Origin of the sequence: Pseudomonas sp. RV120224-01b, assembly GCF_003208145.1 — a bacterium.
Classification (GTDB): domain Bacteria; phylum Pseudomonadota; class Gammaproteobacteria; order Pseudomonadales; family Pseudomonadaceae; genus Aquipseudomonas; species Aquipseudomonas monteilii.
On the sequence record NZ_QKMQ01000013.1, the window covers coordinates 1 to 26,262 of the forward strand.

The following is a 26,262-nucleotide window of genomic DNA, read 5'->3' on the forward strand; positions in this document are numbered from 1 at the left end:
CACTTGGCTCGCTGCGATCTCTCGTAGCGGGAGGCGAATCATACAGCGTTTAAAACCGCTGTCAACCACCATTTCAACCGCTTGCGATCATTCGATCGTAGCCCTTTCAACTTCACCTTAACTAGTTAACTCGTTGAATCTCAAGGAGTTTTTCGTTCCGATGTCGCTGGAAGTGGGGCGCATTATAAGGGGATTCGAAAGCGCGTCAACCCTTAATTTCAAGAAACTTTAATATCGCTGAAAAACAAAGCGGGGAGGCCTACCGGCCTCCCCGCTTCAGTTACCTGCCTTAAAGGCTAGGGAAAGCGAATTGCGATGCCTCATGGCTGGCACGCTGCGGCCAACGCTGGGTAATTGCCTTGCGACGGGTATAGAAACGCACCCCGTCCGGGCCATAGGCATGCAGGTCACCGAACAGCGAACGCTTCCAGCCACCAAAGCTGTGGTAAGCCACCGGCACCGGCAGCGGTACGTTCACCCCCACCATGCCCACTTCGATCTCGTCGCAGAACAGGCGCGCCGCTTCACCGTCACGGGTGAAGATGCAGGTACCGTTGCCATACTCGTGATCGTTGATCAGCTGCATGGCCTGCTCCAGGCTGTTCACGCGCACCACGCACAGCACCGGGCCGAAGATCTCTTCTTTATAGATGCGCATCTCCGGGGTCACCTTGTCGAACAGGGTGCCGCCCACGAAGTAACCATCTTCATTACCGGCCACACGGAAGCCGCGCCCGTCCACCACCAGTTTGGCGCCGGCAGCAACACCGTCATCGATGTAACCCACCACCTTGTCACGGGCAGCCGCAGTCACCAAAGGGCCCATGTCCAGGCCGCAAGAGGTACCGGCACCAATCTTCAGCGCCTTGATCTGTGGTTCCAGCTTGGCAATCAGTGCATCGGCCACTTGGTCGCCCACGCACACGGCCACCGAAATGGCCATGCAACGCTCGCCGCACGAACCGTAGGCCGCGCCCATCAGTGCGCTGACGGCGTTGTCCAGGTCGGCATCCGGCATCAGCACCGCGTGGTTCTTGGCACCACCCAAGGCCTGTACACGCTTGCCGCGCTTGGTGCCTTCTGCATAGATGTACTCGGCGATCGGCGTCGAACCTACAAAGCTCAGGGCTTTCACTTCTGGCGCTTCGATCAGCGCATCCACTGCTTCCTTGTCACCGTGCACCACGTTCAGGATGCCCTTTGGCAGGCCGGCTTCCAGCAGCAGCTGGGCAATGAACAGCGTGGAGCTCGGGTCACGCTCGGAAGGTTTGAGGATGAAGGCGTTACCGCAGGCGATGGCCAGCGGGTACATCCACAGCGGCACCATGGCCGGGAAGTTGAACGGGGTAATGCCCGCGACCACGCCCAGTGGCTGGAAGTCGGACCAGGCGTCGATGTTCGGGCCGACGTTGCGGCTGTACTCGCCTTTCAGCACTTCTGGCGCCGCGCAGGCGAACTCGACGTTCTCGATGCCGCGCTTCAGTTCACCGGCTGCGTCTTCCAGGGTCTTGCCGTGCTCTTCGCTGATCATCTGCGAGATTTTGGCTTCGTTCTGCTCCAGCAGTTGCTTGAAGCGGAACATCACCTGGGCGCGCTTGGCCGGCGGGGTGTTGCGCCAGGCCGGGAAGGCTGCCTTGGCGGAGTCGATCGCTTCCTGCACGGTCGCGCGGCTGGCCAGCTCGACCTTGCGTACAGCCTGGCCAGTGGACGGGTTGAAGACATCGGCGGTGCGCTCACCCTTGGTGACCAGCTCGCCGTGGATCAGGTGCTGAACAATGCTCATGCAAAACTCCAGATAAAGAAGGTAGAAGCAGGCGCGTGATGCGTTCACGCGCCGGGCATCAAAATCGGATAGATCAGTCGATCAGGTTCAGGGTTTCGCCGACTGCGTCGAACAGGCGGTCCAGTTCCTGCGGCGTGGTGTTGAAGGTTGGGCCGAACTGCAGCGTGTCGCCACCGAAGCGCACGTAGAAACCCGCCTTCCACAGTTTCATTGCCGCTTCGTACGGGCGGACGATGGCATCACCGTCGCGAGCGGCGATCTGGATGGCGCCGGCCAGGCCGTAGTTACGGATATCGACGATGTTCTTGGTGCCCTTCACGCCGTGCAGCAGCTTCTCGAAGTGCGGCGCCAGCTCGGCGGCGGACTGCACCAGGTTTTCCTTCTGCAGCAGGTCCAGCGCGGCGATACCGGCGGCACAGGCTACCGGGTGGGCCGAATAGGTGTAGCCGTGCGGGAATTCCACGGCGTATTCCGGGGTCGGCTGGTTCATGAAGGTCTGGTAGATCTCGCTGCTGGCAATCACCGCACCCATCGGGATGGCGCCGTTGGTGACCTGCTTGGCGATGCACATCAGGTCCGGGGTCACGCCGAAGGCTTCAGCGCCGGTCATCGCCCCCATGCGGCCGAAGCCGGTGATCACTTCGTCGAAGATCAGCAGGATATTGTGCTGGGTGCAGATTTCACGCAGGCGCTTCAGGTAACCCTTCGGCGGCGGCAGTACGCCGGCCGAACCGGCCAGCGGCTCGACGATCACCGCAGCGATGTTGGACGCATCGTGCAGCTCGATCAGCTTGAGCATTTCGTCAGCCAGGGCAATACCGCCCTCTTCCGGCATGCCCTTGGAGAAGGCGTTCACTGGCAGCACGGTGTGAGGCAGGTGGTCGACATCCAGCAGCTGACCGAACAGCTTGCGGTTGCCATTGACGCCACCCAGGCTGGTACCGGCAATGTTCACGCCGTGGTAGCCACGGGCACGGCCGATGATCTTGGTCTTGGTGGCCTGGCCTTTCAGGCGCCAGTAGGCACGCACCATTTTCAGCGCGGTGTCGGCGCACTCGGAACCGGAGTTGGTATAGAAGACGTGATTCAGGTCACCCGGGGTCAGCTCGGTGATCTTCTCAGCCAGCTGGAACGACAGCGGGTGGCCGAACTGGAAGGCTGGTGAGTAATCGAGGGTACCGATCTGGCGGGCCACTGCTTCGGTGATTTCCTTGCGGGTGTGCCCGGCGCCGCAGGTCCACAGGCCAGACAAGGCGTCGAAAATCTTGCGCCCTTGGTCATCGACCAGGTAGTTGCCTTCGGCCGCCACGATCAGCCGTGGGTCGCGCTGGAAGTTACGGTTGGCGGTGTAGGGCATCCAGTGGGCATCCAGCTTGAGCTGGCTGGCGATACCGGCGGTAGCGGTTTCGGGCATGTTCATCGGCGGTTCCTCGGAAGACGATTAGGCAACGATGGATGTTGTTGCAGCTAAATTGGCACGCGGATAAAGTCTGAAAAAGCCTACATTTCTAATCTTCAGACAGGCCAAGACTAAACTAATGAGCCGACGCCCCGATCCACTCGCCCAGGTCAGCGACTTCGACATCCGCTTGCTGAAGATCTACCGCAGCGTAGTCGAGTGCGGCGGCTTCTCGGCCGCCGAAAACGTGCTAGGCATTGGCCGCTCGGCCATCAGCCAGCAGATGAACGACCTGGAGCAACGCCTTGGCCTACGCCTGTGCCAACGTGGCCGCGCCGGTTTTTCGCTGACCGAGGAAGGCCGCGAGGTCTACCATTCGGCCCTGCAACTGCTCAGCGCGCTGGAAAGCTTTCGCACCGAGGTCAATGGCCTGCACCAGCATTTGCGTGGCGAGCTGAACATTGGCCTGACCGACAACCTCGTCACCCTGCCGCACATGCGCATCACCCACGCGCTGGCCGAACTCAAGGACCGAGGCCCCGATGTGCGCATCCAGATCCGCATGATTGCCCCCAGCCAGGTTGAACACGGCGTGCTCGACGGCAGCCTGCATGTGGGCGTAGTTCCCCAGACCAGCCCGCTGTCGGGCCTTGAATACCAGCCGTTGTACAGCGAGCGTTCGCTGCTTTACTGCGCCGTTGGCCACCCGCTGTTCTATGCCGATGACCAGCAGATCGACGACGAACGCCTGAACAGCCAGGAAGCCATCACCCCGACGTTCCGCCTGCCGGCCGACATCCAGGCGCACTACCAGGCGCTGAACTGCACCGCCAGTGCTTCGGACCGCGAAGGGATGGCGTTCCTTATCCTCACCGGGCGCTACATCGGCTACCTGCCCGATCACTACGCCACCTTCTGGGTGCAGCAGGGCCGCTTGCGTGCCCTCAAGCCTCAACAGCGCTTCTATGACCTGAGCCTGAGCTGGGTAACGCGCAAGGGCCGGCGGCCGAACCTGGTGCTGGAAAGCTTTCTCGACAGCCTGGCTGCGACACGTTGATGCCAGTCTCTGCCGCAAACGCTTGTTACTTCGGCACAGGCAGGTAATCTTGTCCGACTGCCGCAGCCACTGACCCGTACGGAATCGTCCATGACCCTAGAAGTCCCTGCGCATCGCCTCTCTGCCTCGGGCAAGCCCGCGGGCCGCATCCGCCAGAAGAACGAACAGGCCATTATCCAGGCCGCCGAAGACGAGTTCGCCCGCCATGGTTTCAAGGGCACCAGCATGAACACCATCGCCCTCAAGGCGGGCTTGCCCAAGGCCAACCTGCATTACTACTTCACCAACAAGCTGGGCCTGTACATTGCCGTGCTCAGCAACATCATCGAGTTGTGGGACAGCACCTTCAACGCCTTGAGCGTCGATGACGACCCCGGCGAGGCCCTGAGCCAGTACATCCGTACCAAGATGGAGTTTTCCAGGCGCAACCCGCAAGCTTCGCGGATTTTTGCCATGGAAGTGATCAGCGGCGGCACCTGCCTGACCGAATATTTCAGTGCCGACTACCGTGAGTGGTTCCGCGGCCGAGCCGCCGTGTTCCAGGCCTGGATCGCAGCCGGCAAGATGGACCCTGTCGACCCGGTGCACTTGATCTTCCTGCTGTGGGGCAGCACCCAGCACTACGCCGACTTCGCCACCCAGATCTGCCAGGTTACCGGCCGCAGCCGCCTGACCAAGCAGGACATGGAAGACGCGAGCAACAACCTTATCCACATCATTCTGAAGGGCTGCGGCATCAAGCCGGCTGCCTGAACGTCATTTATGCCTTCTACCCTGCTCGACCTCTGCGAGTACCGCGAGGAAATCCGCAAAAGCCGCTTCATCACCCTGGCCGGGCCGATCAGCAGCGCTGCGGACGCGATGAGTTTCATCGAACGCCACAGCGACCTGGCCGCCACCCACAACTGCTGGGCCTGGAAGCTTGGCGCCCAGTACCGCAGCAGCGATGACGGTGAACCCGGCGGTACTGCCGGGCGACCGATCCTGGCGGCCATCGAAGCACAAGACTGCGACCAGGTCGTGGTGCTGGTGATCCGCTGGTATGGCGGCATACAACTGGGTACCGGCGGCTTGGCCAGGGCCTATGGCGGCGGCGCCAACAAATGCCTGCAACAGGCGCCCAAACGGCTGCTGGTGCAGCGTAGCGAATTCACTTGCAGCTGCAGTTTCAGCGAACTGGCACTGGTGAAACTGCGCCTGGCAGAGGTTGATGGCCTCGTCCTGGATGAGCAATTCACCGCCAACGGCGTGGACCTGCTAATTGCGCTGGGTGACGCCCACCTGGCACCCCTGCAGCAGCAACTGGCCGACCTGAGCCGTGGGCGCATCCTGCTGGAAGCACGCTGACATTGCCCACAACAACTGTGGGCCCGCCTGTGGATAAGCTTGGGGCAGTCGCTTGCAGGCTGCTGTTCTCAAGGCCTGCAGGGCTTTGATCATATTTTGATCACAGCTTGATGACAGTCGCAAACTGCTGAAAGCTCGATAGTTATCCCCAACCCAAGGCTAGACGGGTCTGCCCGCATCGTACTCGGCTTGCACACAATAACTGTGGACCAGCCTGTGGATAACCCGTGCGCCAACAGGCGAGGCGCCCGGACAGGCAGGGCCCCCACGCAGTTGATCGTTTTTTATACAGCTATAGGCAAGGCAGTCACTGCCGCTGTGGATTATTCTCAATACCTTTCTTTATCACCGACCACGGAGCGCGTTCACATGGCTAACGCAAAAACCGCACTTATCATCGGCGCCTCTCGCGGGCTTGGTCTGGGCCTGGTGCAGCGCCTGAACGAAGACGGCTGGAACATCACTGCCACCGTGCGCAACCCGCAGCAGCCCGGCGCCCTGGCGGACGTGCCCGGCGTGCACATCGAGCAGTTGGAGATGAACGACACCGCCCAGCTCGACGGCCTGAAGCAGCGCCTGCAGGGCCAGGTGTTCGACCTGGTATTCGTCAACGCCGGTGTCATGGGGCCCCTGCCACAAGACCTGGAGACCGTACACAACAAAGACATCGGCGACCTGTTCATGACCAACGCCGTCGCACCGATCCGCGTGGCCCGACGTCTCGTCGGCCAGGTACGCGAGGGCAGCGGCGTACTGGCCTTCATGAGCTCGATCCTGGGCAGCGTGACCATCCCCGACGGCGGTGAAATTTGCCTGTACAAGGCCAGCAAGGCGGCGTTGAACTCGATGATCAACAGCTTTGTCGTCGAGCAGCAGCGCCCCGACCTGTGCGTGCTGGCCATGCACCCAGGCTGGGTAAAAACCGACATGGGCGGCGAAAACGCCGAGATCGACGTACTCACCAGCACCCGCGGCATGCTCGACCAGATCAATGCGCAAAGCGGTAAGGGCGGCCTGCGTTTCATCAACTACAAGGGCGAACCCTTGGTCTGGTGATTCACCGGGTCGCAGTCTGGCCGGGCGCAATGCCCGGCCAGCCCCTGTAGAATGGCGGCAACCGTACCTGATTGAGATCCCCCTATATGTATGACTGGTTGAACGCCCTGCCCAAGGCCGAGCTGCACTTGCACCTGGAAGGCTCGCTGGAGCCCGAGCTGCTGTTCGCCCTGGCCGAGCGCAACAAGATCGCCCTGCCCTGGGCCGATGTAGAGACCTTGCGGGGCGCCTACGCCTTCAACAACCTGCAGGAGTTCCTCGACCTGTATTACCAGGGCGCCGATGTGCTGCGTACCGAACAGGACTTCTACGACCTGACCTGGGCCTACCTGCAACGCTGCAAGGCGCAGAACGTGATTCACACCGAACCGTTCTTCGACCCGCAAACCCACACCGACCGTGGCATCCCCTTTGAAGTGGTGCTCAACGGTATCAACCAGGCACTGAAGGACGGCCGCCAGCAACTGGGCATCAGCAGTGGCCTAATCCTCAGCTTCCTGCGCCACCTGAGCGAAGAGGAAGCGCAAAAAACCCTCGACCAGGCCCTGCCGTTCCGCGATGCATTCATCGCCGTTGGCCTGGACAGCTCGGAAATGGGCCACCCGCCGAGCAAGTTCCAGCGTGTGTTCGACCGCGCCCGCAGCGAAGGCTTCGTCGCTGTCGCCCATGCCGGCGAAGAAGGCCCGCCCGAGTACATCTGGGAAGCGCTGGACCTGCTGCAAATCAAGCGTATCGACCATGGCGTGCGCGCCATCGAGGACGAGCGCCTGATGCAGCGCATCATCGACGAGCAGATCCCGCTCACGGTGTGCCCGCTGTCCAACACCAAACTGTGCGTGTTCGACCACATGAGCCAGCACAACATCCTCGACATGCTTGAGCGTGGCGTGAAAGTGACGGTCAACTCGGACGACCCGGCCTACTTCGGGGGCTACGTCACGGAAAACTTCCACGCCCTGCACACTCACCTGGGCATGACCGAAGACCAGGCCCGTCGCCTGGCACAGAACAGCCTGGATGCCCGGCTGGTCTGATTGAACGACGACGTTGCGTTCAACCGACCTGCAACGTCTCCACGCGGGCGATGCGATTGATCTGCTGGATACCCAGCGCAGAGATATGCAACGCCCGCGAGTCTTCGGCCTCACGCATCCAGCCAGACTGCAGGAATAACCTGAACAAAGCCTGGCCCAGCACGCCGCCCAGGTGTGGGGCCTGGTCATTCCACTCGGTGCAGCGGCAAATCACGCAGCCGCGTTGCTCGTGTGGTGCAAGGGCATCGATGTACACCCCGACCAAGGCCAACTGCGCCCTCCCCTCATCACTCACCATCAACTGCCTTCCGCTGCCTTCCAGCCAACCGGCCACCACCAGGCGGTGATACAGCTCACTGGCCAACTCCCCGCCCAGGTGATCGCCACACCGGCGTGCCCGGCGCATCGACATGGGCAGCGGTGATGCCGGTACCTTGGCCCGCTCCCCCCTGGTGTTTTCCAGCTGTACGCTGGCCAAGGCCTCGACCGCCGCCCCGACCTGCGGGGTTGCCAGGCGGAAGTAGCGTTTGCGCCCCCTGGCTTCATGCCGGAGCAAACCGGCCGATGACAGCAACGAAAGGTGCGCGCAAGCCGACGAGGACGTCAGGCCCGTCATTATCGCAAGTTCATTGGCTAGCCGTGGCGTGCCGTCGATCAATGCCCACAACATGGCACTGCGTTTGGGGTCGGCCATCAAGCTGGCAATCTGGCTGATGCTGCTGGCTGCGTTCATGTCCCTGTAACTCCCTGCAAGTTCACTGAGTGGATGCGATGGCCAACCCTGGCAGGGAAGCACCTCTCGCTGGCACTGGCCTGGCTCGCCAGTATAAGCCGCAGAAAATCCCAGTCAGACGGCCTTGCGCCGACACATCGGCGACGAAAAACCACTGGGTATGCCTACCCATGGCAAACAGTGAACCGGCGCCAGAAAGCTGCCCGCAAGCCGGTCAGCCAAAGCGCCGACACCCACAGACAGAAGCACCGAAATATCTTGATAGAAAAAGGCTTGCAGCAATTTCAGATACGGCCCACAGCGACATTCCGCAAATAGCGCGCGAGCTAGCGAAGGTTTCGCAGGTTTGCAGGCATTGCGCCCTTCGACCGTCAGTCAGGACACTGACGCAGCGCATGGCAGGCAGGAGGGCCAGCGCTACACTTGAGCGGCTCTCCCCATTCTGGAGGTATGCCGCGATGAAAATTATCGTCAGTGCATCGAGCCGAAACCCCGCCTGCCCCTGGCAGGTCCAGCTCGATCAACACGTGGTCAGTTTCCGCAGTGAGGCCGAGGCGCGGGCCTTCGTCGCAACGCTGGAAACCCGCCTTCAGGCACCTCACCCGCTCATGCGGGAGGCTTGGCCTGCAAGCGCCGGGTCAGCAGCGCGACACTGACCGCCAATGCCCCGCAGAAGCTGATCACCAGCGCCATAGGTACCGCGCTGCCATCGTGCAGTAGCCCGACCAGCGCAGCGGCACCCGCAGCAACGCTGAACTGCACGCACCCCATCAATGCCGAAGCGCTGCCGGCCCGCGCGCCCTGCCCGCTCATGGCACACGCCGATGCATTGGGGATGATGCAGCCCAGGCTGGCAATGCAGATGAACAACGGCACCAGCAGCGGCCACAGCTGCGCGGGGCGCAAAGCCGCCACGCCCAACAGCACCAGGCCCGCAATCAGGTACAGCCACACGGCGCGCGCCAGCAGGAAAGCAGGCCCTCGCTTGGCCAGCAATCGGGCATTCACCTGCGCCACGAGTATGAAGCCGGCAGCATTGGTGCCGAATAGCCAGCCGTATTGTTCGGCCGGTACGCCATAGAGCTTGATGAACACGAATGGCGAACCGGCAATGTAGGCAAACATGCCGGCAATGGCGATACCACCCGTCAAGGCATGGCCAAGGAACACCCGGTCACCCAGCAGGCGCAAATATTGGCGCAATGCGCCAGACAGCGGCTGGCGCGGTATATGCGCAGGCAGGCTTTCCGGCAGGCCCAGGCTGACCGCCAGCAGGCAACCGGCGCTGAACAGGCTCAACGCCAGGAAGATCGACTGCCAGCCCGCCAGGTTCACCAACACCCCGCCCAGCATCGGTGCCAGGATCGGCGCCAGGCCCATGACCAGCATCAGTTGCGAGAACACCTTGGCCGAGGCCACCGGGTCGCACTTGTCGCTGACGATGGCCCGCGACAGCACCATACCTGCGCAACCGCCCAGCGCCTGGACAAAGCGCGCAACCACCAAGGTGTCGAGGTTGGGGGCATAGGCACAGGCCAGTGACGCCAGGGTGAACAGGGTCACGCCGAACATCAGCGGTTTGCGACGCCCAAAGCGGTCGGCAACCGGCCCGTAAGCCAGCTGGCCGATGGACAGGCCGAGGAAGTAGGCGGCCAAGGTGGCCTGGACATGTTTTTCGTCGGTGGCGAACGCCTGCGCCATGGCCGGGAAGGCAGGCAGGTAGAAGTCGATCGCCAAGGGCCCGAACGCACTGAGTGCGCCCAGGATGAGCACCATTCGCAGGTTCATCAGGAATCCATAGCAGGCTAAGCAAGTGGATGATTCTACCTGCTGTGGACCCCTTCAGCATGAAAACATTTGCAACACATGGGCCGCCAGGCAGCCCTGACGTATCACGCCACCTCGGCCTGATACCCCTCGTCCCGAATGGCGGTGAGAATCTGCTCTGGCGCCAGCTCACTCTGCACCCGCACCTGTCTGGCCGCCAGGTCGATCTCGACCTTGGCCGCAGCATCCTGCTCCTGCACCGCCCGGGTCACCGCTTTCACACAATGGCCACAGGTCATGCCTTGTACATTGAACACTTGCATGGGGATCTCTCCTTCAGGTTTTCAACGAGTCTCAAGCTTGCCATCGGGGCAAGGTCAACACCCGGGGTGGAAATCTACGCCCGTGTCGGCCAAGCTGCGCCTTTGACGATCAGGCAAGCAGGAGATTATTCATGTTCAGGGCAGCATTGGGCGTCGTCGGGCTATTGAGCGCGCTGGCTGCGGTGCCACCGGCCATCGCCGAGGGCAACTCGGACTACAGCGTACTGATCATCTCCCGGGAACGCCTGGAAGTGGCCACCGGTTGCGAAATTGGCGTTTACCTCAACGACCAGCTCTCCGGGCGCGTGTTCCAGGAGCAGTCCACCTCATTCAACCTTCCACCCGGTCCGGTGGACGTACGCCTGCGCCTGCTGCCAGGGCAGGTGCAAGGCTGCGCGCCGGGCATCGAAGACCAGCGCAGCACACGTTTGAACTTGCAGGCGGGCCAGATCAACAAATACCGCATCGCCATGGGGCAATATGGCCTGGAGTTGAAGCGAGCCGGCCTGGGCTATTGACCTTACCTGCATGGCAAGGTTGATGCTGGAGGCCTGTCCAAGGAGGAGAGCCATGCCCGCATCCACCACTTACGACCTGCCGATCTCCGGCATGACCTGCGCCAGCTGTGCCGGCAGGGTCGAGCGCGCCCTGCGCAAGGTCACCGGCGCTGAACAGGTCAGCGTCAACCTCGCCACCGAACAGGCCCGGGTCCAGGCCCCGGCCAACAGCCTGCCCGCCCTGGTCGACGCCGTGCGCGAAGCCGGTTATGGCGTGCCCACCCGCACTGTCGAACTGCAGATTGGCGGCATGACCTGCGCCAGTTGCGCCGGCCGCGTTGAGCGTGCCCTTGGCAAGCTGCCTGGGGTCGAGCACGTCAGCGTCAACCTGGCCAGCGAACGCGCTCACCTCGAGGTGCTCGCAGCCCTCGATGACAACCTGCTGATCGACGCTGTGCACAAGGCCGGCTACAGCGCCAGCCTGCCGCAATCGGCCAAGGACGACCAAAGCGCTGCCCAGCGCCGCCTGCGCAATGAGCGCCTGGCGGTCGGCGCCGCCTTGCTGTTGGCCCTGCCGCTGGTACTGCCAATGCTGGTGCAGCCCTTCGGCCTGCACTGGATGCTGCCAGCATGGGCACAGTTCCTGCTGGCCACGCCGGTGCAGTTCATTCTCGGCGCACGCTTCTACGTAGCCGCCTGGAAGGCCGTGCGCGCCGGTGCCGGCAACATGGACCTGCTGGTGGCCCTGGGCACCAGCGCCGGCTATGGCCTTAGCCTTTACCAGTGGGCACAAGCCCCCGCCGGTATGGCCCCGCACTTGTACTTCGAAGCCTCGGCCGTGGTCATTGCCCTGGTATTGCTGGGCAAGTACCTGGAAAGCCGTGCCAAGCGCCAGACCGCCAGCGCCATCCGCGCCCTTGAGGCACTGCGCCCGGAACGTGCCGTGCGTGTCGTCGAGGGCCAGGAAGAAGACGTGCCCATTGCCCAGCTGCGCCTGGGCGACCTGGTACTGGTCAAGCCCGGCGAGCGCTTTCCGGTCGATGGTGTAGTCGAGGACGGCAGCAGCCATGCCGACGAAGCCCTGATCAGCGGCGAGAGCCTGCCAGTACCCAAGCAGCCGGGCGACAGCGTCACGGGCGGAGCCATCAATGGCGAAGGCCGGTTGCTGGTGCGCACCCAGGCGCTGGGGACCGAAACCGTGCTGGCACGTATCATCCGCCTGGTCGAAGACGCCCAGGCCGCCAAGGCGCCGATCCAGAAGCTGGTCGATCGGGTCAGCCAAGTGTTCGTCCCCGCCGTGCTGGTGCTGGCCCTGATCACCCTGGTCGGCTGGTGGCTGGCCGGCGCACCGCTGGAAACCGCACTGATCAACGCCGTCGCCGTGCTGGTCATCGCCTGCCCCTGCGCCCTCGGCCTGGCCACACCTGCGGCAATCATGGCCGGCACCGGGGTCGCTGCCCGCCACGGTATCCTGATCAAGGACGCCGAAGCCCTGGAGCGTGCCCATGCGGTCAACCGCGTGGTCTTCGACAAAACCGGCACCCTCACCTCCGGCAGCCCTCGGGTGGTCCACAGCCAGGCGCAGGCTGGCAGCAGTGCCGACCTCCACCGTCTGGCCGGCGCCCTGCAACGTGGCAGCGAACACCCACTGGCCAAGGCAGTGCTGGATGCCTGTGCCGAACAGGGGCTGGACGTGCCGGTGGTTACCGACAGTCAGTCGCTGACCGGGCGCGGTATCGCAGGAAGTGTGGAAGGCCGTGAGCTGGCCCTGGGTAACCGCCGCCTGCTGGACGAAAGCGGGCTGCAGCCCGGCGACCTGGCTGCGAAGGCCCAGGCCTGGGAAGCCGAGGGGCGCACCTTGTCGTGGTTGATCGAACGGGGCGCGCAACCCAGCGTGCTGGGCCTGTTCGCCTTTGGTGACAGCCTCAAGCCCGGCGCCTTGCAGGCCATCGACACCCTGCATGCCCAACATATCAGCAGCCACCTGCTGACCGGCGACAACCGCGGCAGCGCCAAAGTGGTTGCAGACGCGCTGGGCATCGACGATGTACATGCCGAAGTGCTGCCAGCCGACAAGGCTGCGACCGTGGCCGCACTCAAGCAGGACAGCGTGGTCGCCATGGTGGGCGATGGCATCAACGATGCCCCGGCACTGGCCGCCGCCGACATCGGCATTGCCATGGGTGGCGGTACCGACGTGGCCATGCAGGCCGCTGGCATCACCCTGATGCGCGGCGACCCTCGCCTGGTGCCTGCAGCGCTGGAGATCAGCCGCAAGACCTATGCGAAGATTCGCCAGAACCTGTTCTGGGCCTTCATCTACAACCTGATCGGCATCCCGCTGGCCGCGCTGGGTTACCTCAACCCGGTACTGGCCGGCGCCGCCATGGCCCTGTCCAGCGTGAGCGTGGTCAGCAACGCGCTGTGGCTCAAGGCGTGGAAACCCACCAGCACCACACAGGAGGCGCCATGAATATCGGCCAGGCCGCCCGCCGCAGCGGGCTAAGCACCAAGATGATCCGTTATTACGAATCCATCGGCCTGCTCAAACCGGCCACACGCAGCGACAGCGGCTACCGCCTGTACCAGGCAGAAGACTTGCACAGCCTGGCCTTCATCAAGCGCTCCCGCGACTTGGGGTTTTCCCTGGAGGAGGTCGGCAAGCTGCTGACCTTGTGGCAGGACCGCCAACGTGCCAGCGCCGATGTGAAAGCGCTGGCCATGCAGCACATCGACGAGCTGAACCGGCGCATCGAGGAGCTGGTGAGCCTGCGCGACACCCTTGGCGAGCTGGTTTCGCACTGCCAAGGGGACGACCGCCCGGACTGCCCGATCCTCAAAGACCTGGCCAACGGCGCCGCCGGCAACTGCTGCCACTGAACGGTCACACGCGTTTGGTATGCCAAAAGCGTCCAAACGCGACCGAATAGTCACCAACTACGACTTTATCCAATAAATACGGGCGTTCTGGCTACATAAAACCCGGATGCTGCCGATGTACTGGCTACCTGCCTCATGTGTCGACAATAAAAATTCCGGGAGCGTCGATGAGCATCAAACAGAAACTGACCTGGGCATTCGCGGTCATCGCCGGCTTGCCCATCGTCCTCGTGGCCACCTTGGTGGTCCTCAACCTGCGTGGCGAAGCCCGCGACGGATTCCTCGACAGCAGCAGCCGGGAAATCCGTCAGGTCAGCAACGCGATGAACATCTTCTTCCAGGGCATCAACCAGAACGTCGAGTACATGGCTTCGCAGCCAATGGTCGCCGCCACGGGCAGCGAGCTGAACAAGTACATGAGCGCCAGCCCGTCCTACGAACTGGGCGAGCAGGCCAGCAAGCTCCTTGACTTCATGACCCGACTGGCCAACTCACACCCTGCGTATGCCTACTTGTCCTACGGGGTGAACGACGGTGGCTACACAGGCTGGCCGGCAGGGCAGAAGTTCGTCAACTACGACCCACGCACTCGCCCCTGGTACCAACTGGCCATGGCCAACCCGGGCAAGACCGTACGTACCGGCGCCTACTACTGGGCCGCCGACGACGCGGTACTGGTCAGCACCGTGCGCGCCGTGGCCAACCAGCTGGGCAACCCCGGTGGCGTGGTCAACATCGACGTGTCGCTCAAGGGCCTGACCGAGATCGTCAAGCAGATCAAACTGGGCGAAAGCGGTTACCTGATGCTGGTGGAAAGCAACGGCAACGTGATGGTCGACCCACGCGACGCCGGGCACAACTTCAAGCAACTGGCGAGCTTTGGAAGTGGTTATGCCGAGTTGGCCAAGGCTGGCAAAGGCCTGGTCGAAGTCGAGCTCAATGGCGTGCGCTACATGGCCAACGTCTACCCCGACGAGCAACTGGGCTGGACCTTCATCGGCCTGATCGAACACAGCGAAGTGATGCAGACCACCACCCGGCTCACCTGGCTGATCGGTGTCATCGCCGTGGTGCTGGCCGCGTTGTTCGCCGTGGTGGGTGCGGCGTTCGCCAAGCTGATCGTGCGCCCGATCAACAGCGTTACCAACGGCCTGGAAGACATTGCCCAGGGTGAAGGTGACCTGACCCGTAACCTGGAAATCCGCGGCCGCGACGAAACCGCGCAACTGGCCAGCTGGTTCAACCAGTTCCTGGGTGCCATCCGCAGCCTGATCCAGCACATTGGCGCTGCCGCCGGCAAAATCCTCAGCACCTCCAGCAGCTCGACCCGTGTCTCCAGCGACATGGCCGAAGCCGCAGGCCGCCAGCGCGAAGCCGTGGACATGGTTTCCACCGCGTTCCACGAAATGGTCGCCACCGCCAACGAAGTGGCGCGCTCCTGCAGCCAGGCAGCGCAGTCGGCCGACAGCGGTCAGCAGCAGGCCCGCGAAGGCCAGCAGCAGATCGATGCGGCGGTACACAGCGTTGACCGCCTGAGCCAGGAAATCGAGCAGTCGGCGCAGTCGATCCAGCAGCTGGAGCGGGACAGCAATGCTATCCAGTCGATCCTCGGCACCATCCGCTCGATTGCCGAGCAGACCAACCTGCTAGCCCTCAACGCCGCCATCGAAGCCGCCCGCGCCGGTGAGCAAGGCCGTGGCTTTGCCGTGGTGGCCGATGAAGTACGGGCCCTGGCCAAACGCACTGCCGACTCCACTGCCGAAATCGATGGCCTGCTGGGTAACCTGGCCAACCGCACTGCCGAAGTGGCCGCGCAGATGCATGCCAGCCTGGAGGTATCGCAGCAATCGGTGAGCCGCATTGGCCTGGCACGCGACAGCTTCGGGCAAATCCGGGAATCGGTGGATGTGATCCGCGACATGAACACGCAGATCGCCACCGCCGCCGAGGAACAGCACCAGGTGGCCGAGGACATCAACCGGCACATCAGCCAGATTCACGGTGATGCCCAGCTGGTGGCCGAACTGGCCCAGGCGGCGCGGGTGGACTCGGAGAGCCTGGCCGGGTTGTCCAATGAGCTGGATTCGCTGGTGCGCAGGTTCCGCACCTGATGTGCTGCCTGTACTGGCCTGCGGGTAAACCCGCTCCTACAGGGATTGCGCAGCCATCAAGGTTTGCGCGGTACGTGTAGGAGCGGGTTTACCCGCGAAGAGGCCGGTACAAGCAACCAAACACTAAAGCTTCAACTCCCCCGGGGTAGCCCCGAACAACTGCTTGAACGCCGCAATGTAAGCCGAAGTCGAGTCATACCCACACCCCAGCGCCGCCTCGGTCACATTCTCCCCCGCCTCCAGCAACGCCAGCGACGACAACAACCGCATGCGCTGCCGCCAGTTGCGAAAGCTCAACCCGGTCTCCCGCTGGAACAGCCGCATCAGCGTCTTCTCAGAACAACCCAGCTCGCGCGCCCACTGCTGCAATGTCTGCGGCTGGTCCGGTGCAGCAATCAAACCGTTGCACAGCGCCAGCAACCCTGGGTGCCGTGGCAACGGTAGCGAAAACCCCACCTCGGGCAACGTGCGCAACTGGTCGAGCAGCACCGCCACCAGGCGTGCTTCGGCGCTGTCATCTTCGGGGTAGTCCGCCGGGAACAGGCAAAACTGTTTGATCAGCTCGCGTGCCAGCGGGGTTACTTCCAGCACCCGGCATTGCTCCGGCGCCCACGGGCAGGCATCACGCCGTACATACAGGCTGCGCATTTCGGCCTGCATCGAGGTCACCACTTCGTGCTCGGCATCAGCAGGAATCCACACCCCCCACTGGGGTGGCGCGAAGTAACTGCCGTCGCGGGTGTACACGCCAAGTACGCCGCTGATGGCGTAGGAAAACTGCACCCAGTCGTGCTGGTGGCGGGTGGTCCAGGAACCGGCGCCGAGGCTTTCGGCACGGGCATAGAGGGGCCTGGGCAGGTGGTCCAGCGCCGGGATGGCGCGGGGGTGTCCGATGATCGGCATGGCGGCTTCTTGTAGTTCTGGCGGGACAAGCCTAACAGCTGAGGCAAGAGCACGTCAGGTGCGCTCGACAATCACCGTCACCCCCTGCCCACCTGCCGCACAAATCGATATCAACCCCCGCCCCTTCCCTGCCGTGGCCAACAGCTTGGCCAGGTTGGCCAATATGCGCCCTCCGGTGGCCGCAAACGGGTGCCCCGCTGCCAGCGAACTGCCTTTTACATTGAGCTTGCTGCGGTCAATCGCCCCAAGCGGCGCCTCCAGCCCCAACCGTTCACGGCAATAGTCGGCATCTTCCCAGGCCTTGAGCGTACACAGCACCTGGGCAGCGAAGGCTTCGTGGATTTCGTAGTAGTCAAAGTCTTGCAAGGTCAGGCCATTGCGCGCCAGCAAGCGTGGCACGGCATACACCGGCGCCATCAAGAGCCCTTCGCGACCGGTCACAAAGTCCACCGCCGCGGTTTCGCCATCCACCAGATAAGCCAGCACCTCCAGCCCCTGCTGCGCGGCCCATTCCTCGCTGCCCAGCAACACCATAGAGGCGCCATCAGTCAGTGGGGTGGAGTTACCGGCTGTCAGCGTCCCCTGGCCGCTGCGGTCAAAGGCGGGTTGCAGCTTGGCCAACTGCTCAAGGGTCAGGTCGGGGCGCAGGTTATTGTCGCGGGTCAACGTAAGAAACGGCGTCAGCAAATCATCCTGCCAACCCTCGGCATACGCGGCAGCCAGCTTCTGGTGGCTGAGCAGCGCCAACGCGTCCTGTTCGGCGCGGCCAATGCGCCAGGCCTGGGCCATACGCTCGCAATGCTCGCCCATCGACAGCCCGGTGCGTGGTTCGCCATTGCGTGGTAGTTCGGGTTTCAGGTGGTGAGGCCTTAGCTTGAGAAAGGGCTTGAGCCGCTCGCTCAGGCTTTTGCCACGGTTGGCTTGCAGGAGGATGTGGCGCAGGCCTTCGTTGACGGCAATCGGTGCGTCGGAGGTGGTATCCACGCCGCCGGCGATACCACTGTCGATCTGCCCCAGGGCTATCTTGTTGGCCACCAGCAACGCCGCTTCTAGCCCGGTGCCGCACGCTTGCTGGAGGTCATAGGCCGGGGTCTGCGGTGAAAGGCGCGAACCCAGCACACATTCGCGGGTCAGGTTCATGTCGCGCGAGTGCTTGAGCACCGCGCCAGCCACTACCTCCCCCAGCCGCAGCCCATGCAGGCGATAGCGTTCGATCAATCCTTCAAGGGCAACAGTGAGCATCGCCTGGTTGCTGGCCGTGGCGTAAGCGCCGTTGGAGCGGGCGAAGGGAATTCGGTTGCCGCCCAGGATCGCGACCCGGCGAAGTGAACGCATGCGCTTTTTCCTCCTGAAACAATTTGATCCGTACAGCCTAGGTGTTTTTACCGTGGGCGAACGACCTTGCCACAAAGTTGGTCCACACTTTCAAGCTTGCCTTTGCGGAGACCCACTCATGAGCGATCGCTACCTCGGTTTTGCCAACTCCAACCTCGGCCGCCGCCTCGTGGATGCCCTTGGCCTGCCACGTCCGGCCCCGCTGGAGCGCTGGCAGGCCGGCCGCCTACGCCCGGTGGAAGGGGCGCTGGTGCTGGGCGGCGGGCCAATGGCGAAACAGGTCGAAGCCATCGCCCCACGCCTGACTGATGAGGTTTACAGCTTCAATGCCGACGATTTGCAGGCTGAAGCCTGGGTGGCCGGCCTGGGGCCGAAAATCAAGGCCGTGGTATTCGATGCCCGTCATCTGTCCGACAGCGATGCCTTGAAGCAGTTGCGCGAATTTTTCCAGCCCCTGCTGCGTAGCCTGGCGCCTTGCGCGCATATCGTGGTGCTGGGGCGTGCACCGGAAAGCCTCGACAACCTGTTGGCCAGCGTTGCCCAACGGGCACTTGAAGGCTTCAGCCGGTCGCTGGCCAAGGAGCTGCGCAACGGCGCGACTGCCCAGTTGCTGTATGTTGCCCCCGGAGCCGATGACCAGCTGGAAGGCGCCCTGCGCTTTTTCCTCTCGCCCAAGAGTGCCTTCATCTCTGGCCAGGTACTGCGGCTGGAAGCCTGCACCCGCCAGGTGGAAGACTGGACCCGACCGCTGGGTGGCCGCCGCGCATTGGTCACCGGAGCAGCACGCGGTATCGGCGCCGCTATCGCCGAAACCCTGGCACGGGATGGCGCTGATGTGCTGCTGCTGGATGTACCACAGGCCAGCCAGGACCTCGACGCTCTCGCTGCACGCCTGGGTGGCAAGGCACTGGCGCTGGACATCTGCGCCAGCGACGCGGCAACGCAACTGCTGGCAGCCTTGCCCGACGGCATCGACATCGTGGTGCACAACGCCGGCATCACGCGTGACAAGACCCTGGCCAACATGACCCCGGACTACTGGGACGCGGTGCTGGCCGTCAACCTCAAGGCCCCACAGGTGCTGACCCAGGCGCTGTATGACAGTGGCGCGCTGGGGGAAAACGCACGTATCACCCTGCTGGCCTCGGTCAGCGGCATTGCCGGCAACCGTGGGCAGGCCAACTACGCTGCCAGCAAGGCCGGGCTGATCGGCCTGGCCCAGGCCTGGGCGCCCCGGCTCGCCGAACGTGGCGGCAGCATCAATGCCGTGGCGCCCGGTTTTATCGAAACCCACATGACCGCAGCCATGCCCATGGGCCTGCGCGAGGCCGGCCGGCGCCTGAGCTCGTTGGGCCAGGGCGGGCGCCCGCAGGACGTCGCCGAAGCCATTGCCTGGCTCAGCCAACCGGGCTCCGGGGCAGTCAACGGCCAGGTGCTGCGGGTGTGCGGCCAGGCATTGATGGGGGCCTGAGCATGAGCCGACACTGGCATGACCTGCACAGCCCGGCTTCGCGCGCCAGCCTGTACCTGCGCGCTGCCAGCAAGCGCACCATCAGCGGTGACCACCTGCCGGACGATGGCCTACGCTGTTTCATCCGGGTTCAGCCGGGCAACCTGAGCGCCTACCACAAGCTCTGCCACTTTCCCGACGATGGCCGCCTGCCGGCGACCTATCCACATGTCATGGCGTTCAGCCTGCAGTTGCAGTTGATGACCGCTCCAGACTTCCCCTTCCCACTGCTCGGCCTGGTGCATCTGTACAACCGCATCGAAGTGCTGCGCCCGCTTGGCGGTATCGAAGGGCTGCGCGTTGCGGTGTATGCGCACAACCTGCAACCGCATGCAAAGGGCGGCACCTTCGACCTGATCACCGAGGCCGAAGACGGCATTGGCCTGCTCTGGCGCGAGACCAGCCGCATGCTGGTACGTGGGTTGAAGCTGGAAGGCGAGGCAAGCGCGCTTGCCGACATTGAGCCTGATGCATTGCCCGAGGCCTCCCGCTGGTACGCCGACGGTGACATCGGCCGGCGGTACGCCAAGGTCTGCGGGGACTACAACCCTATTCACCTCAGTGCTGTCAGTGCCCGGTTGTTCGGCTTTCCTACAGCCATTGCCCATGGCATGTGGAGCAAGGCCATGGCCCTGGCGGCATTGCGTGGGCACCTGCCGCACAGTGGATATGCCTTTGAAGTGGACTTCCGCAAACCGGTACGGTTGCCGTCGGAGGTGGTGCTCAGTGCCAGTGCGGCGGGCCCTGCAGGTCAGCTACGGCTGGATGGGCATGGGGAGGTATTGCATATGGTCGGGCGGTGGGATCGGGTGTAGGCCACTTGCTTTGCATCGGGCCTGGGCAGAAGCTATGCAGCATTAGGAGACCCCGATGAATCTGCAAGAACTCACCCAACGCCTGCATCAGATCCGCGACAACAACGACTGGCGCGGCTTCCATAGCCCGAAGAACCTGGCCATGGCCGCCAGCGTCGAAATGGCCGAGCTGGTAGAAATTTTCCAGTGGCTGAGCGAAGACGAATCGCGTCAGCTGCCTGCCGACAAGCTGGCCCACGCCGGCCAGGAGGTCGGTGATGTGGTGCTCTATCTGTTGCTGCTGTGCAGCGAGCTGGGCCTGGACATGGACCAGGTGGTGCGGGCCAAGCTGGCCGACAGCGAGAGGCGCTTCGCCCGATGAACGACCGTCACTTCGATGAACTGGCCACCCGCTTTGCCGAGAAGATCTACGGCGGTGCTAAGGGTGCGATCCGCCTGGCCGTGCTGCAAGCCGACCTGGCCGAGGCACTGCCCGATCGGCCGCTGCGCATTCTGGACATCGGTGCGGGGCTTGGCCACATGGCCTTGTGGCTGGCCCAGCGTGGTCATCACCTGACCTTGGCCGAGCCTGCCGCGCCCATGCTCGATGGCGCCCGCGCGCGCTTTGCCGAGGCAGGCCAGACTGCCACGTTCATCCAGGCCCCCTGGCAAGACCTGCTCGGCCAGCTCACCGAACCTTACGACCTGGTGCTGTGCCATGCCGTACTCGAATGGCTGGCAGAGCCCGAGAGCATCCTGCCCGTGCTGCACCAGCTCACGGCGCCTTCCGGGTGGCTGTCACTGGCCTTCTACAACCGCGACGCCCTGGTCTATCGCAACCTGCTCAAGGGCCATTTCCGCAAGTTGCGCAGCAACCGGCTGGAAGGTGAAAAGCAGAGCCTGACCCCACAGAAACCGCTTGATCCACGCGAGCTCAAGGCGCAACTTGATCCTATGTGGCAAGTTGAAAGCGAAAGCGGTGTGCGGGTGTTCCACGACTACATGCCCAAGGAGTTCCAGGGCAAGGCCGAGCTGCTCGACCTGCTGGAAATGGAACTGGCCCACCGCCGCCACCCCGCCTTCGCCGGGCTTGGCCGCTACCTGCACTGGGTGTGCCGCCCCCGCTAACCCACCCTGCCGGAGGAATTCATGCCGTACCGTCTGTTGTGCCTGGCCCTGCTGCCATTCGCCCTGGCTGGCTGCCAGGGCAGCAACCCGTATGTGGCCAGCAGCCGCCCGCTGCCGCCGGCCCCCGCCCAGGCGGCCACCACCTTCGACGCCAGTGCCTATCCGGCACCCGCTCGCGATTATGGGCACTACCGCAGTTGGAGCTGGCGCAACGGCCAGTTGCCCAGTGGCTCGGCCAATGCCGACCCTGCGCAACTGGCCGATGCTGTCAGTGGGGCACTCGACCAGCATGGCCTGCGCCCCGCCCGAGGTGCCACCGGCGACCTGCTGGTAAGCGCCGACATGCGCCTGGAAAAACGCTTGCGCCAGGTGCGTGACTACGACACCTACGACCCGTACTACGGCCCCTACCCCTACGGTGGCGTGGGCTATGGTGGCTATCGCCATGGCTACGGGGGTTATGCCAGCGTGCCCATCGTGCGCACCTACGAAGTGGAGGTGACGGTAGTGCGCATCGACCTGTACGACGCCCGCAGCGGTCAGCCGGTATGGAGCGCCAGCGCCGAAAGCGGCAGCGACAAGGACTCGCCGCGTGAACGCGAAAGCGCCCTGCGCGACTCTGTGCACAAGGCGCTCAGCGGCTATCCTCCCAGTTAATCGCTAACGGAGAACCATCATGTTGCGCCGTCTCGTTCTACTGTCATTCGTGTTACTGCTTGCAGCCTGCTCCAGCAACAACGTCCAGCAGGATTTCGATGCCAGCCGTGACTTTGCCGCTTACCGCAGCTGGGCGTGGCAGGAACCGGGCCTGCAGTACCGCCCGGACGACCCCCGCATCAAGAGCGACCTTACCGAGCAACGCATCCGCCAGGCGGTGGCCGACCAGCTCGACCAGCGTGGGCTGCGCCCCGTCCAGGGTGGAGCACGGCCTGACCTGACGGTCCGCACCTACCTGATCGTCGAGCAGCGCCAGCAGCAGATCACCACCAACTACGGCGGTGGCTGGGGTGGCTATTGGGGCGGTTACTGGGGTGGCCCGATGTACAACGAAACCCGCAGTGTCGACTACAAGGTCGCGACCATTCAGGTGGACATGTTCGACGGGCGTGACGGCAAGCTGGTGTGGCGCGGCAGTGCCGAACAAATCATGAACAACTACCCGCCAAGCCCGGAAGAACGCAACAGCGCCATCCACAACACCGTGGCCAAGGTACTGGGTAACTACCCGCCGGGCAGCAAGAAGTAAAATTCAAACGCAGTTTCCATAAGTGCCGCGGACCCTGTGGGAGCGGGCGTGCCCGCGAAGCAGGCGCCGCGGTATATGGCACGGGCTTCGCCCGTGTTCGCGGGCACGCCCGCTCCCACAATGATCGCGCCAGAGCGACAACCGTTAGTACCTGTGCCAGCTACGACAAAATCCATTCCAGCCACGCCTTTTTCCCCTTCCCGACCACTTGTCCGCAGGTTCCCGTCTATCTTCACTTAAGGAAACCTGACTGACCGGGTAGAAGTGTTCAACTTTTGGGAAAGGCGACCTGCCAATGCAAAGCATTGTTCTCCTGCTGTGGCTTGCCTTGTGCTCCGAACAGGATGTGCGTCAACGCCAGATCTCCAACCTGCTGACCCTGGGCGTGGCAACGGGCGCTCTGGTCTGGCTGTTCGCCACCGGTCGCAGCTGGATCGGCGCCGACGCCACCGATGCCGGCTGGGCGCTGGCCATCGTCATGCTGCTGACCTTGCCTGGCTACATGCTCGGCCGCTTCGGTGCCGACGACGTCAAGTTGATGGGCGCGCTGGCCCTCGCCACCAGCCCGCAATACGTGCTCGGCACCTTCATCGGCGCCGGCGTCAGTGTGCTGGTGTGGCTGCTCACCCGCCGACGCCTGTGGACCCTGCTCAACCCCAAAGTGAAGAAGCGGTTACAAACCCTGACTGAAGAAATGGGCGACAAACAGGCCTTCGTACCCTATGTGCTAGCAGGTTTTCTTCTAACGGCGGTATGGATCCAATAAGCCAACCTATGGTCCGATACCTTGTACATGCCTTGTACAAAATCGCAACGTAGGGCTATTTTTAAGCTGCCAGAGCGTCTGGCCCGGGAGCAGGGCCGCATACGAACAGGGAGTTGATCGTGTCCAGACCTTTCAGTGATGTGAAGATTCTAGTGGTCGATGACCAGCCAGTCATCGTTGAACAGCTGTGTGAGTTTCTTGAAACCCAGGGTTACCACTGCCTGCCGGCCCATTCCACCGACGAAGCCCTTGAGCGCTACCTGGCCGACGAGGCCATTGGCCTGATCATCTGCGACCTGCACATGCCCGAGCGCGATGGTATCGAACTGGTTCGCGCGCTCAAGGAAATCACCGGGCAGCGCATGTTCGAAGCCATCATGCTGACGGGGCGTGCGGAAAAACAGGATGTGATCCGTGCCCTGCGTGAAGGCTTTGCCGATTACTACCAGAAGCCCATGGACCTTGAGGAACTGCTCGAAGGCGTGCGCCGCCAGGAAGAGGCCCTGCAAGAGCGCCAGCGCAACGTCCGCGCCTTGGGCGGGTTGAACCAGCGATTGCAGGATCTGGCCGACTCGGTGGACGAGCTGTATCAGGACCTGGAAAAGGCCCGCGGCCAAGGCACCCACCGACGCGCCAGCGATGCGGAGGACAGTGAGAACGAGCTGCCGGCGGCGTTCGAGAAGCTGTCGCCGCGCCAACTTGAAGTGGCGCGGCTGGTGAGCAAGGGCAAGACCAACTACCAGATTGCCTGTGAGCTGGGCATTACCGAAAACACCGTGAAACTGTATGTGTCGCAGGTACTGCGCCTGACCCACATGCACAACCGCACCCAGTTGGCACTGGCGCTGACGCCCAGTTCGTCACCGGTTCACCAGCGCTTTACTACCCATTGAGTGATTGACTCCGCATCACCGGGGCTGCTCTGCAGCCCCTACAGTTGAAGGCCAACACTCAAGGTCAAGCGGGGGGAACGGTCCAGACTGTCCAAGGCCACATCCGCCAGCGGTTTTGCCACCTCCAACGCAACATTGAAAAGCCGCCCATCTCCCAACCGTACACCAAGTGCCACCGAAGCCAGGTGGGCATCCTCCACCGATCCCCGGTTATGCCAGGCCTGCGCCGCATCCACTGCCAAATACGGCTGTACCAGCGCCAACCTGCTACCCCGCATGCTGTAGCTCACCTCGTAAGCCACACCCCAACCCTTGTCTCCGTCGGCCTGATCACGGGGATAGCCACGGCCGAAGCTCTGCCCACCAAACCCCACCCGTTCGCTATCGGGCAGCCGGTCATCACTCCAGTACAACGCGCCAGACACTACACCCTGCCAACTCGCTGACAGCGGGTTACTTTGCAGCCCCGACAACCTGAACCGCAAAAAGTCCATGTCGTAGTCGGCATCGCTGCGGGCGCCCAGGTAATCGAGGCCTTGGTAGACCCCGGCACTGACAATGCGCAGGCGACTACCTTCCACTTTGCGCCAGTCGCCCTCGAATGACAGCGCGCGCACAGTAGTGTCGTAGTCCCGTGACGAAGACTGCCGCTCTTCGACATGTTCGCTGACCGCATACAAGTGCCCCTGCACGGCCAGCCATTCATTCGGCCTGACAATCACGGGTTGGCGCAGGCCTATCGCATAGCGTTGGCTGTCACGCTCACGGGTGATGTCGCGGCCATCGTCCAGGCGGGTTCGCGTGCCCGGCTCACTGCGGTAGCGCGAAGCCGACACCAACAGTTGGCTGCCGGCCTCGTCCAGGTGCTGGCTGTAATCCAGCCGTTGGTAATGCACCTGGTCATCGCCCGGGGGCAGTAGCAGGCTGGCCTGGAACTGTTCGGCAAAGCGGGTCTGGGCATTGCTGGTGGCCGTCAGCAGCGCCTGTACATCATCGCGACTGGAGTCTGCCAAAGTAACCGCGGCGCTGAACGGCTTGTGCCGCGCATGCACGGTCAAAAGGGCCGCACCGTCACCGGTTCGTGCCATTGCCAGTTCAGCCTCTATCGATACGCCGGGCAGGCGCTCTGCCAGCCCCAGGTAGCGCTCTAGCGTTTCGCGGGTCAGCGGGCGCTCAGCCTCAAGGCGTGCCAATAGCTGCCGGAGATAGTCGCTGGCCGGGCCGATATCACCGTCGACGTGGTAATCACGGATGTAACCCTCGACCAGCACCACATTTACCCGGCCCTCGGCCACATCCTGCGGTGGCAGGTAGGCATAGGAAAGCAGGTAACCCTCCTGCCGATAGCGCTGGGTTAGCTGCTGGGTGTACTGCTGCAACTCGCCCAACGTGGTCTGCCGCCCGACCAGCGGCTGGTAGTGCTCGCGCAGATCACTCAGGGGGAACACCGTGCCCCCCTCGAAACGCACTTTATGCACAACGACGGGTGTGTCCGCAGGCGCCCAGTCAAGTCTTTCGCCAACCGGCCCGGCCAGCCTCAGGTTGGGGCTGATGAGGCGGTAGGCCTCTATCGGCAGGTTGGCAGCAGGCAGGCGCCGTTCGTATTCATGGCTGTCGAGAAAACCCGGCAACGGCTCTGCGTGGGCAGCAAGCGCCCAAGGCAACAACAGCAGGGGCACGGCCAGAGGACGCATAGGGCG

At 63.2% G+C, this 26,262-nt stretch carries 26 protein-coding genes and 1 pseudogene; 19 read left to right on the forward strand and 8 right to left on the reverse strand.

Going from position 1 to position 26,262, the window contains the following annotated elements:
• Positions 1–289: 289 nt before the first annotated feature.
• Entirely contained in the window at positions 290–1,783 is a 1,494-nt protein-coding gene (locus N436_RS19120; RefSeq protein WP_014861053.1) for a CoA-acylating methylmalonate-semialdehyde dehydrogenase, read from the reverse strand.
• A gap of 73 nt (positions 1,784–1,856) precedes the next feature.
• Entirely contained in the window at positions 1,857–3,203 is a 1,347-nt protein-coding gene (locus tag N436_RS19125) for an aspartate aminotransferase family protein (RefSeq protein ID WP_105948305.1), read from the reverse strand.
• A 118-nt stretch (positions 3,204–3,321) separates the two neighbouring features.
• Here N436_RS19125 and N436_RS19130 point away from each other — a divergent pair, with 118 nt between their 5' ends.
• From N436_RS19130 to N436_RS19150, 5 genes are all read left to right on the forward strand, one after another.
• Positions 3,322–4,239 (forward strand): LysR family transcriptional regulator, encoded by a 918-nt coding sequence (locus N436_RS19130; RefSeq protein ID WP_016715426.1) that lies wholly within the window; start codon positions 3,322–3,324, stop codon positions 4,237–4,239.
• Between the two features lie 90 nt (positions 4,240–4,329).
• Entirely contained in the window at positions 4,330–4,992 is a 663-nt protein-coding gene (locus tag N436_RS19135; RefSeq protein WP_019099774.1) for a TetR/AcrR family transcriptional regulator, read from the forward strand.
• Positions 4,993–5,001: 9 nt separating this feature from the next.
• Complete coding sequence (locus N436_RS19140) at positions 5,002–5,586, forward strand: YigZ family protein (protein WP_016484768.1); 585 nt, start codon at positions 5,002–5,004, stop codon at positions 5,584–5,586.
• A 369-nt stretch (positions 5,587–5,955) separates the two neighbouring features.
• The gene (locus N436_RS19145; RefSeq protein ID WP_110741733.1) at positions 5,956–6,642 is read left to right on the forward strand and encodes an SDR family oxidoreductase; all 687 of its coding nucleotides are present in this window, start codon (positions 5,956–5,958) and stop codon (positions 6,640–6,642) included.
• Between the two features lie 86 nt (positions 6,643–6,728).
• On the forward strand, positions 6,729–7,676 hold the full coding sequence (locus N436_RS19150; RefSeq protein ID WP_060499490.1) for an adenosine deaminase: 948 nt from the start codon (positions 6,729–6,731) through the stop codon (positions 7,674–7,676).
• A gap of 19 nt (positions 7,677–7,695) precedes the next feature.
• Here the strand turns inward: N436_RS19150 and N436_RS19155 are convergent, their stop codons facing one another.
• Complete coding sequence (locus N436_RS19155; RefSeq protein WP_110741734.1) at positions 7,696–8,409, reverse strand: helix-turn-helix transcriptional regulator; 714 nt, start codon at positions 8,407–8,409, stop codon at positions 7,696–7,698.
• 458 nt (positions 8,410–8,867) lie between these two features.
• Here N436_RS19155 and N436_RS28795 point away from each other — a divergent pair, with 458 nt between their 5' ends.
• Positions 8,868–9,065, forward strand: coding sequence for a hypothetical protein (locus N436_RS28795; RefSeq protein WP_082426406.1), 198 nt, complete (start codon positions 8,868–8,870; stop codon positions 9,063–9,065).
• Here the strand turns inward: N436_RS28795 and N436_RS19165 are convergent.
• Both N436_RS19165 and N436_RS19170 read right to left on the reverse strand, forming a co-directional pair.
• Positions 9,016–10,197, reverse strand: coding sequence for a multidrug effflux MFS transporter (locus N436_RS19165; protein ID WP_110741735.1), 1,182 nt, complete (start codon positions 10,195–10,197; stop codon positions 9,016–9,018). The genes N436_RS28795 and N436_RS19165 overlap by 50 nt on opposite strands.
• A 104-nt stretch (positions 10,198–10,301) precedes the next feature.
• A complete protein-coding gene (locus tag N436_RS19170) occupies positions 10,302–10,499 on the reverse strand; it encodes a heavy-metal-associated domain-containing protein (protein ID WP_060499493.1) in 198 nt (65 codons plus the stop codon).
• Between the two features lie 131 nt (positions 10,500–10,630).
• Here N436_RS19170 and N436_RS19175 point away from each other — a divergent pair, with 131 nt between their 5' ends.
• From N436_RS19175 to N436_RS29015, 5 genes and pseudogenes are all read left to right on the forward strand, one after another.
• The gene (locus N436_RS19175) at positions 10,631–11,017 is read left to right on the forward strand and encodes a hypothetical protein (protein ID WP_105948299.1); all 387 of its coding nucleotides are present in this window, start codon (positions 10,631–10,633) and stop codon (positions 11,015–11,017) included.
• Positions 11,018–11,069: 52 nt separating this feature from the next.
• On the forward strand, positions 11,070–13,469 hold the full coding sequence (locus N436_RS19180) for a heavy metal translocating P-type ATPase (protein ID WP_110741736.1): 2,400 nt from the start codon (positions 11,070–11,072) through the stop codon (positions 13,467–13,469).
• Positions 13,466–13,876, forward strand: a complete 411-nt coding sequence (gene cueR / locus N436_RS19185) for a Cu(I)-responsive transcriptional regulator (RefSeq protein ID WP_019099768.1) — start codon at positions 13,466–13,468, stop codon at positions 13,874–13,876. The genes N436_RS19180 and cueR overlap by 4 nt, the downstream gene beginning before the upstream one ends.
• A 365-nt stretch (positions 13,877–14,241) precedes the next feature.
• A pseudogene (locus N436_RS29010) lies at positions 14,242–15,129 on the forward strand (sensor histidine kinase); the annotation flags it as partial.
• 129 nt (positions 15,130–15,258) lie between these two features.
• A complete protein-coding gene (locus tag N436_RS29015; protein WP_371920921.1) occupies positions 15,259–15,987 on the forward strand; it encodes a methyl-accepting chemotaxis protein in 729 nt (242 codons plus the stop codon).
• Positions 15,988–16,110: 123 nt separating this feature from the next.
• Here N436_RS29015 and N436_RS19195 read toward each other — a convergent pair whose 3' ends face one another.
• Both N436_RS19195 and N436_RS19200 read right to left on the reverse strand, forming a co-directional pair.
• A complete protein-coding gene (locus tag N436_RS19195) occupies positions 16,111–16,890 on the reverse strand; it encodes a helix-turn-helix transcriptional regulator (protein WP_019099766.1) in 780 nt (259 codons plus the stop codon).
• A 54-nt stretch (positions 16,891–16,944) separates the two neighbouring features.
• Complete coding sequence (locus N436_RS19200) at positions 16,945–18,225, reverse strand: acetyl-CoA C-acetyltransferase (RefSeq protein WP_110741738.1); 1,281 nt, start codon at positions 18,223–18,225, stop codon at positions 16,945–16,947.
• Between the two features lie 118 nt (positions 18,226–18,343).
• Here N436_RS19200 and N436_RS19205 point away from each other — a divergent pair, with 118 nt between their 5' ends.
• From N436_RS19205 to N436_RS19245, 8 genes are all read left to right on the forward strand, one after another.
• Positions 18,344–19,696, forward strand: coding sequence for a 3-oxoacyl-ACP reductase (locus N436_RS19205; RefSeq protein WP_110741739.1), 1,353 nt, complete (start codon positions 18,344–18,346; stop codon positions 19,694–19,696).
• 2 nt (positions 19,697–19,698) lie between these two features.
• Positions 19,699–20,550 (forward strand): MaoC/PaaZ C-terminal domain-containing protein, encoded by an 852-nt coding sequence (locus N436_RS19210; protein WP_110741740.1) that lies wholly within the window; start codon positions 19,699–19,701, stop codon positions 20,548–20,550.
• 55 nt (positions 20,551–20,605) lie between these two features.
• On the forward strand, positions 20,606–20,911 hold the full coding sequence (locus N436_RS19215) for a MazG-like family protein (protein ID WP_009685784.1): 306 nt from the start codon (positions 20,606–20,608) through the stop codon (positions 20,909–20,911).
• Positions 20,908–21,657: a methyltransferase domain-containing protein gene (locus tag N436_RS19220; protein ID WP_105948293.1), complete on the forward strand. Its 750-nt coding sequence runs from the start codon at positions 20,908–20,910 to the stop codon at positions 21,655–21,657. The genes N436_RS19215 and N436_RS19220 overlap by 4 nt, the downstream gene beginning before the upstream one ends.
• Before the next feature lie 21 nt (positions 21,658–21,678).
• Positions 21,679–22,314 (forward strand): DUF4136 domain-containing protein, encoded by a 636-nt coding sequence (locus N436_RS19225; RefSeq protein ID WP_110741741.1) that lies wholly within the window; start codon positions 21,679–21,681, stop codon positions 22,312–22,314.
• A 19-nt stretch (positions 22,315–22,333) separates the two neighbouring features.
• Positions 22,334–22,903: a DUF4136 domain-containing protein gene (locus N436_RS19230; protein WP_105948291.1), complete on the forward strand. Its 570-nt coding sequence runs from the start codon at positions 22,334–22,336 to the stop codon at positions 22,901–22,903.
• 295 nt (positions 22,904–23,198) lie between these two features.
• Positions 23,199–23,669 carry a prepilin peptidase gene (locus N436_RS19240; protein WP_110741742.1) on the forward strand — a complete coding sequence of 157 codons (471 nt, stop codon included), beginning with the start codon at positions 23,199–23,201 and terminating at the stop codon, positions 23,667–23,669.
• A 119-nt stretch (positions 23,670–23,788) separates the two neighbouring features.
• On the forward strand, positions 23,789–24,562 hold the full coding sequence (locus N436_RS19245; protein WP_110741743.1) for a response regulator transcription factor: 774 nt from the start codon (positions 23,789–23,791) through the stop codon (positions 24,560–24,562).
• A gap of 38 nt (positions 24,563–24,600) precedes the next feature.
• Here N436_RS19245 and N436_RS19250 read toward each other — a convergent pair whose 3' ends face one another.
• Complete coding sequence (locus tag N436_RS19250) at positions 24,601–26,256, reverse strand: ShlB/FhaC/HecB family hemolysin secretion/activation protein (protein ID WP_110741744.1); 1,656 nt, start codon at positions 26,254–26,256, stop codon at positions 24,601–24,603.
• Positions 26,257–26,262 lie beyond the last annotated feature (6 nt).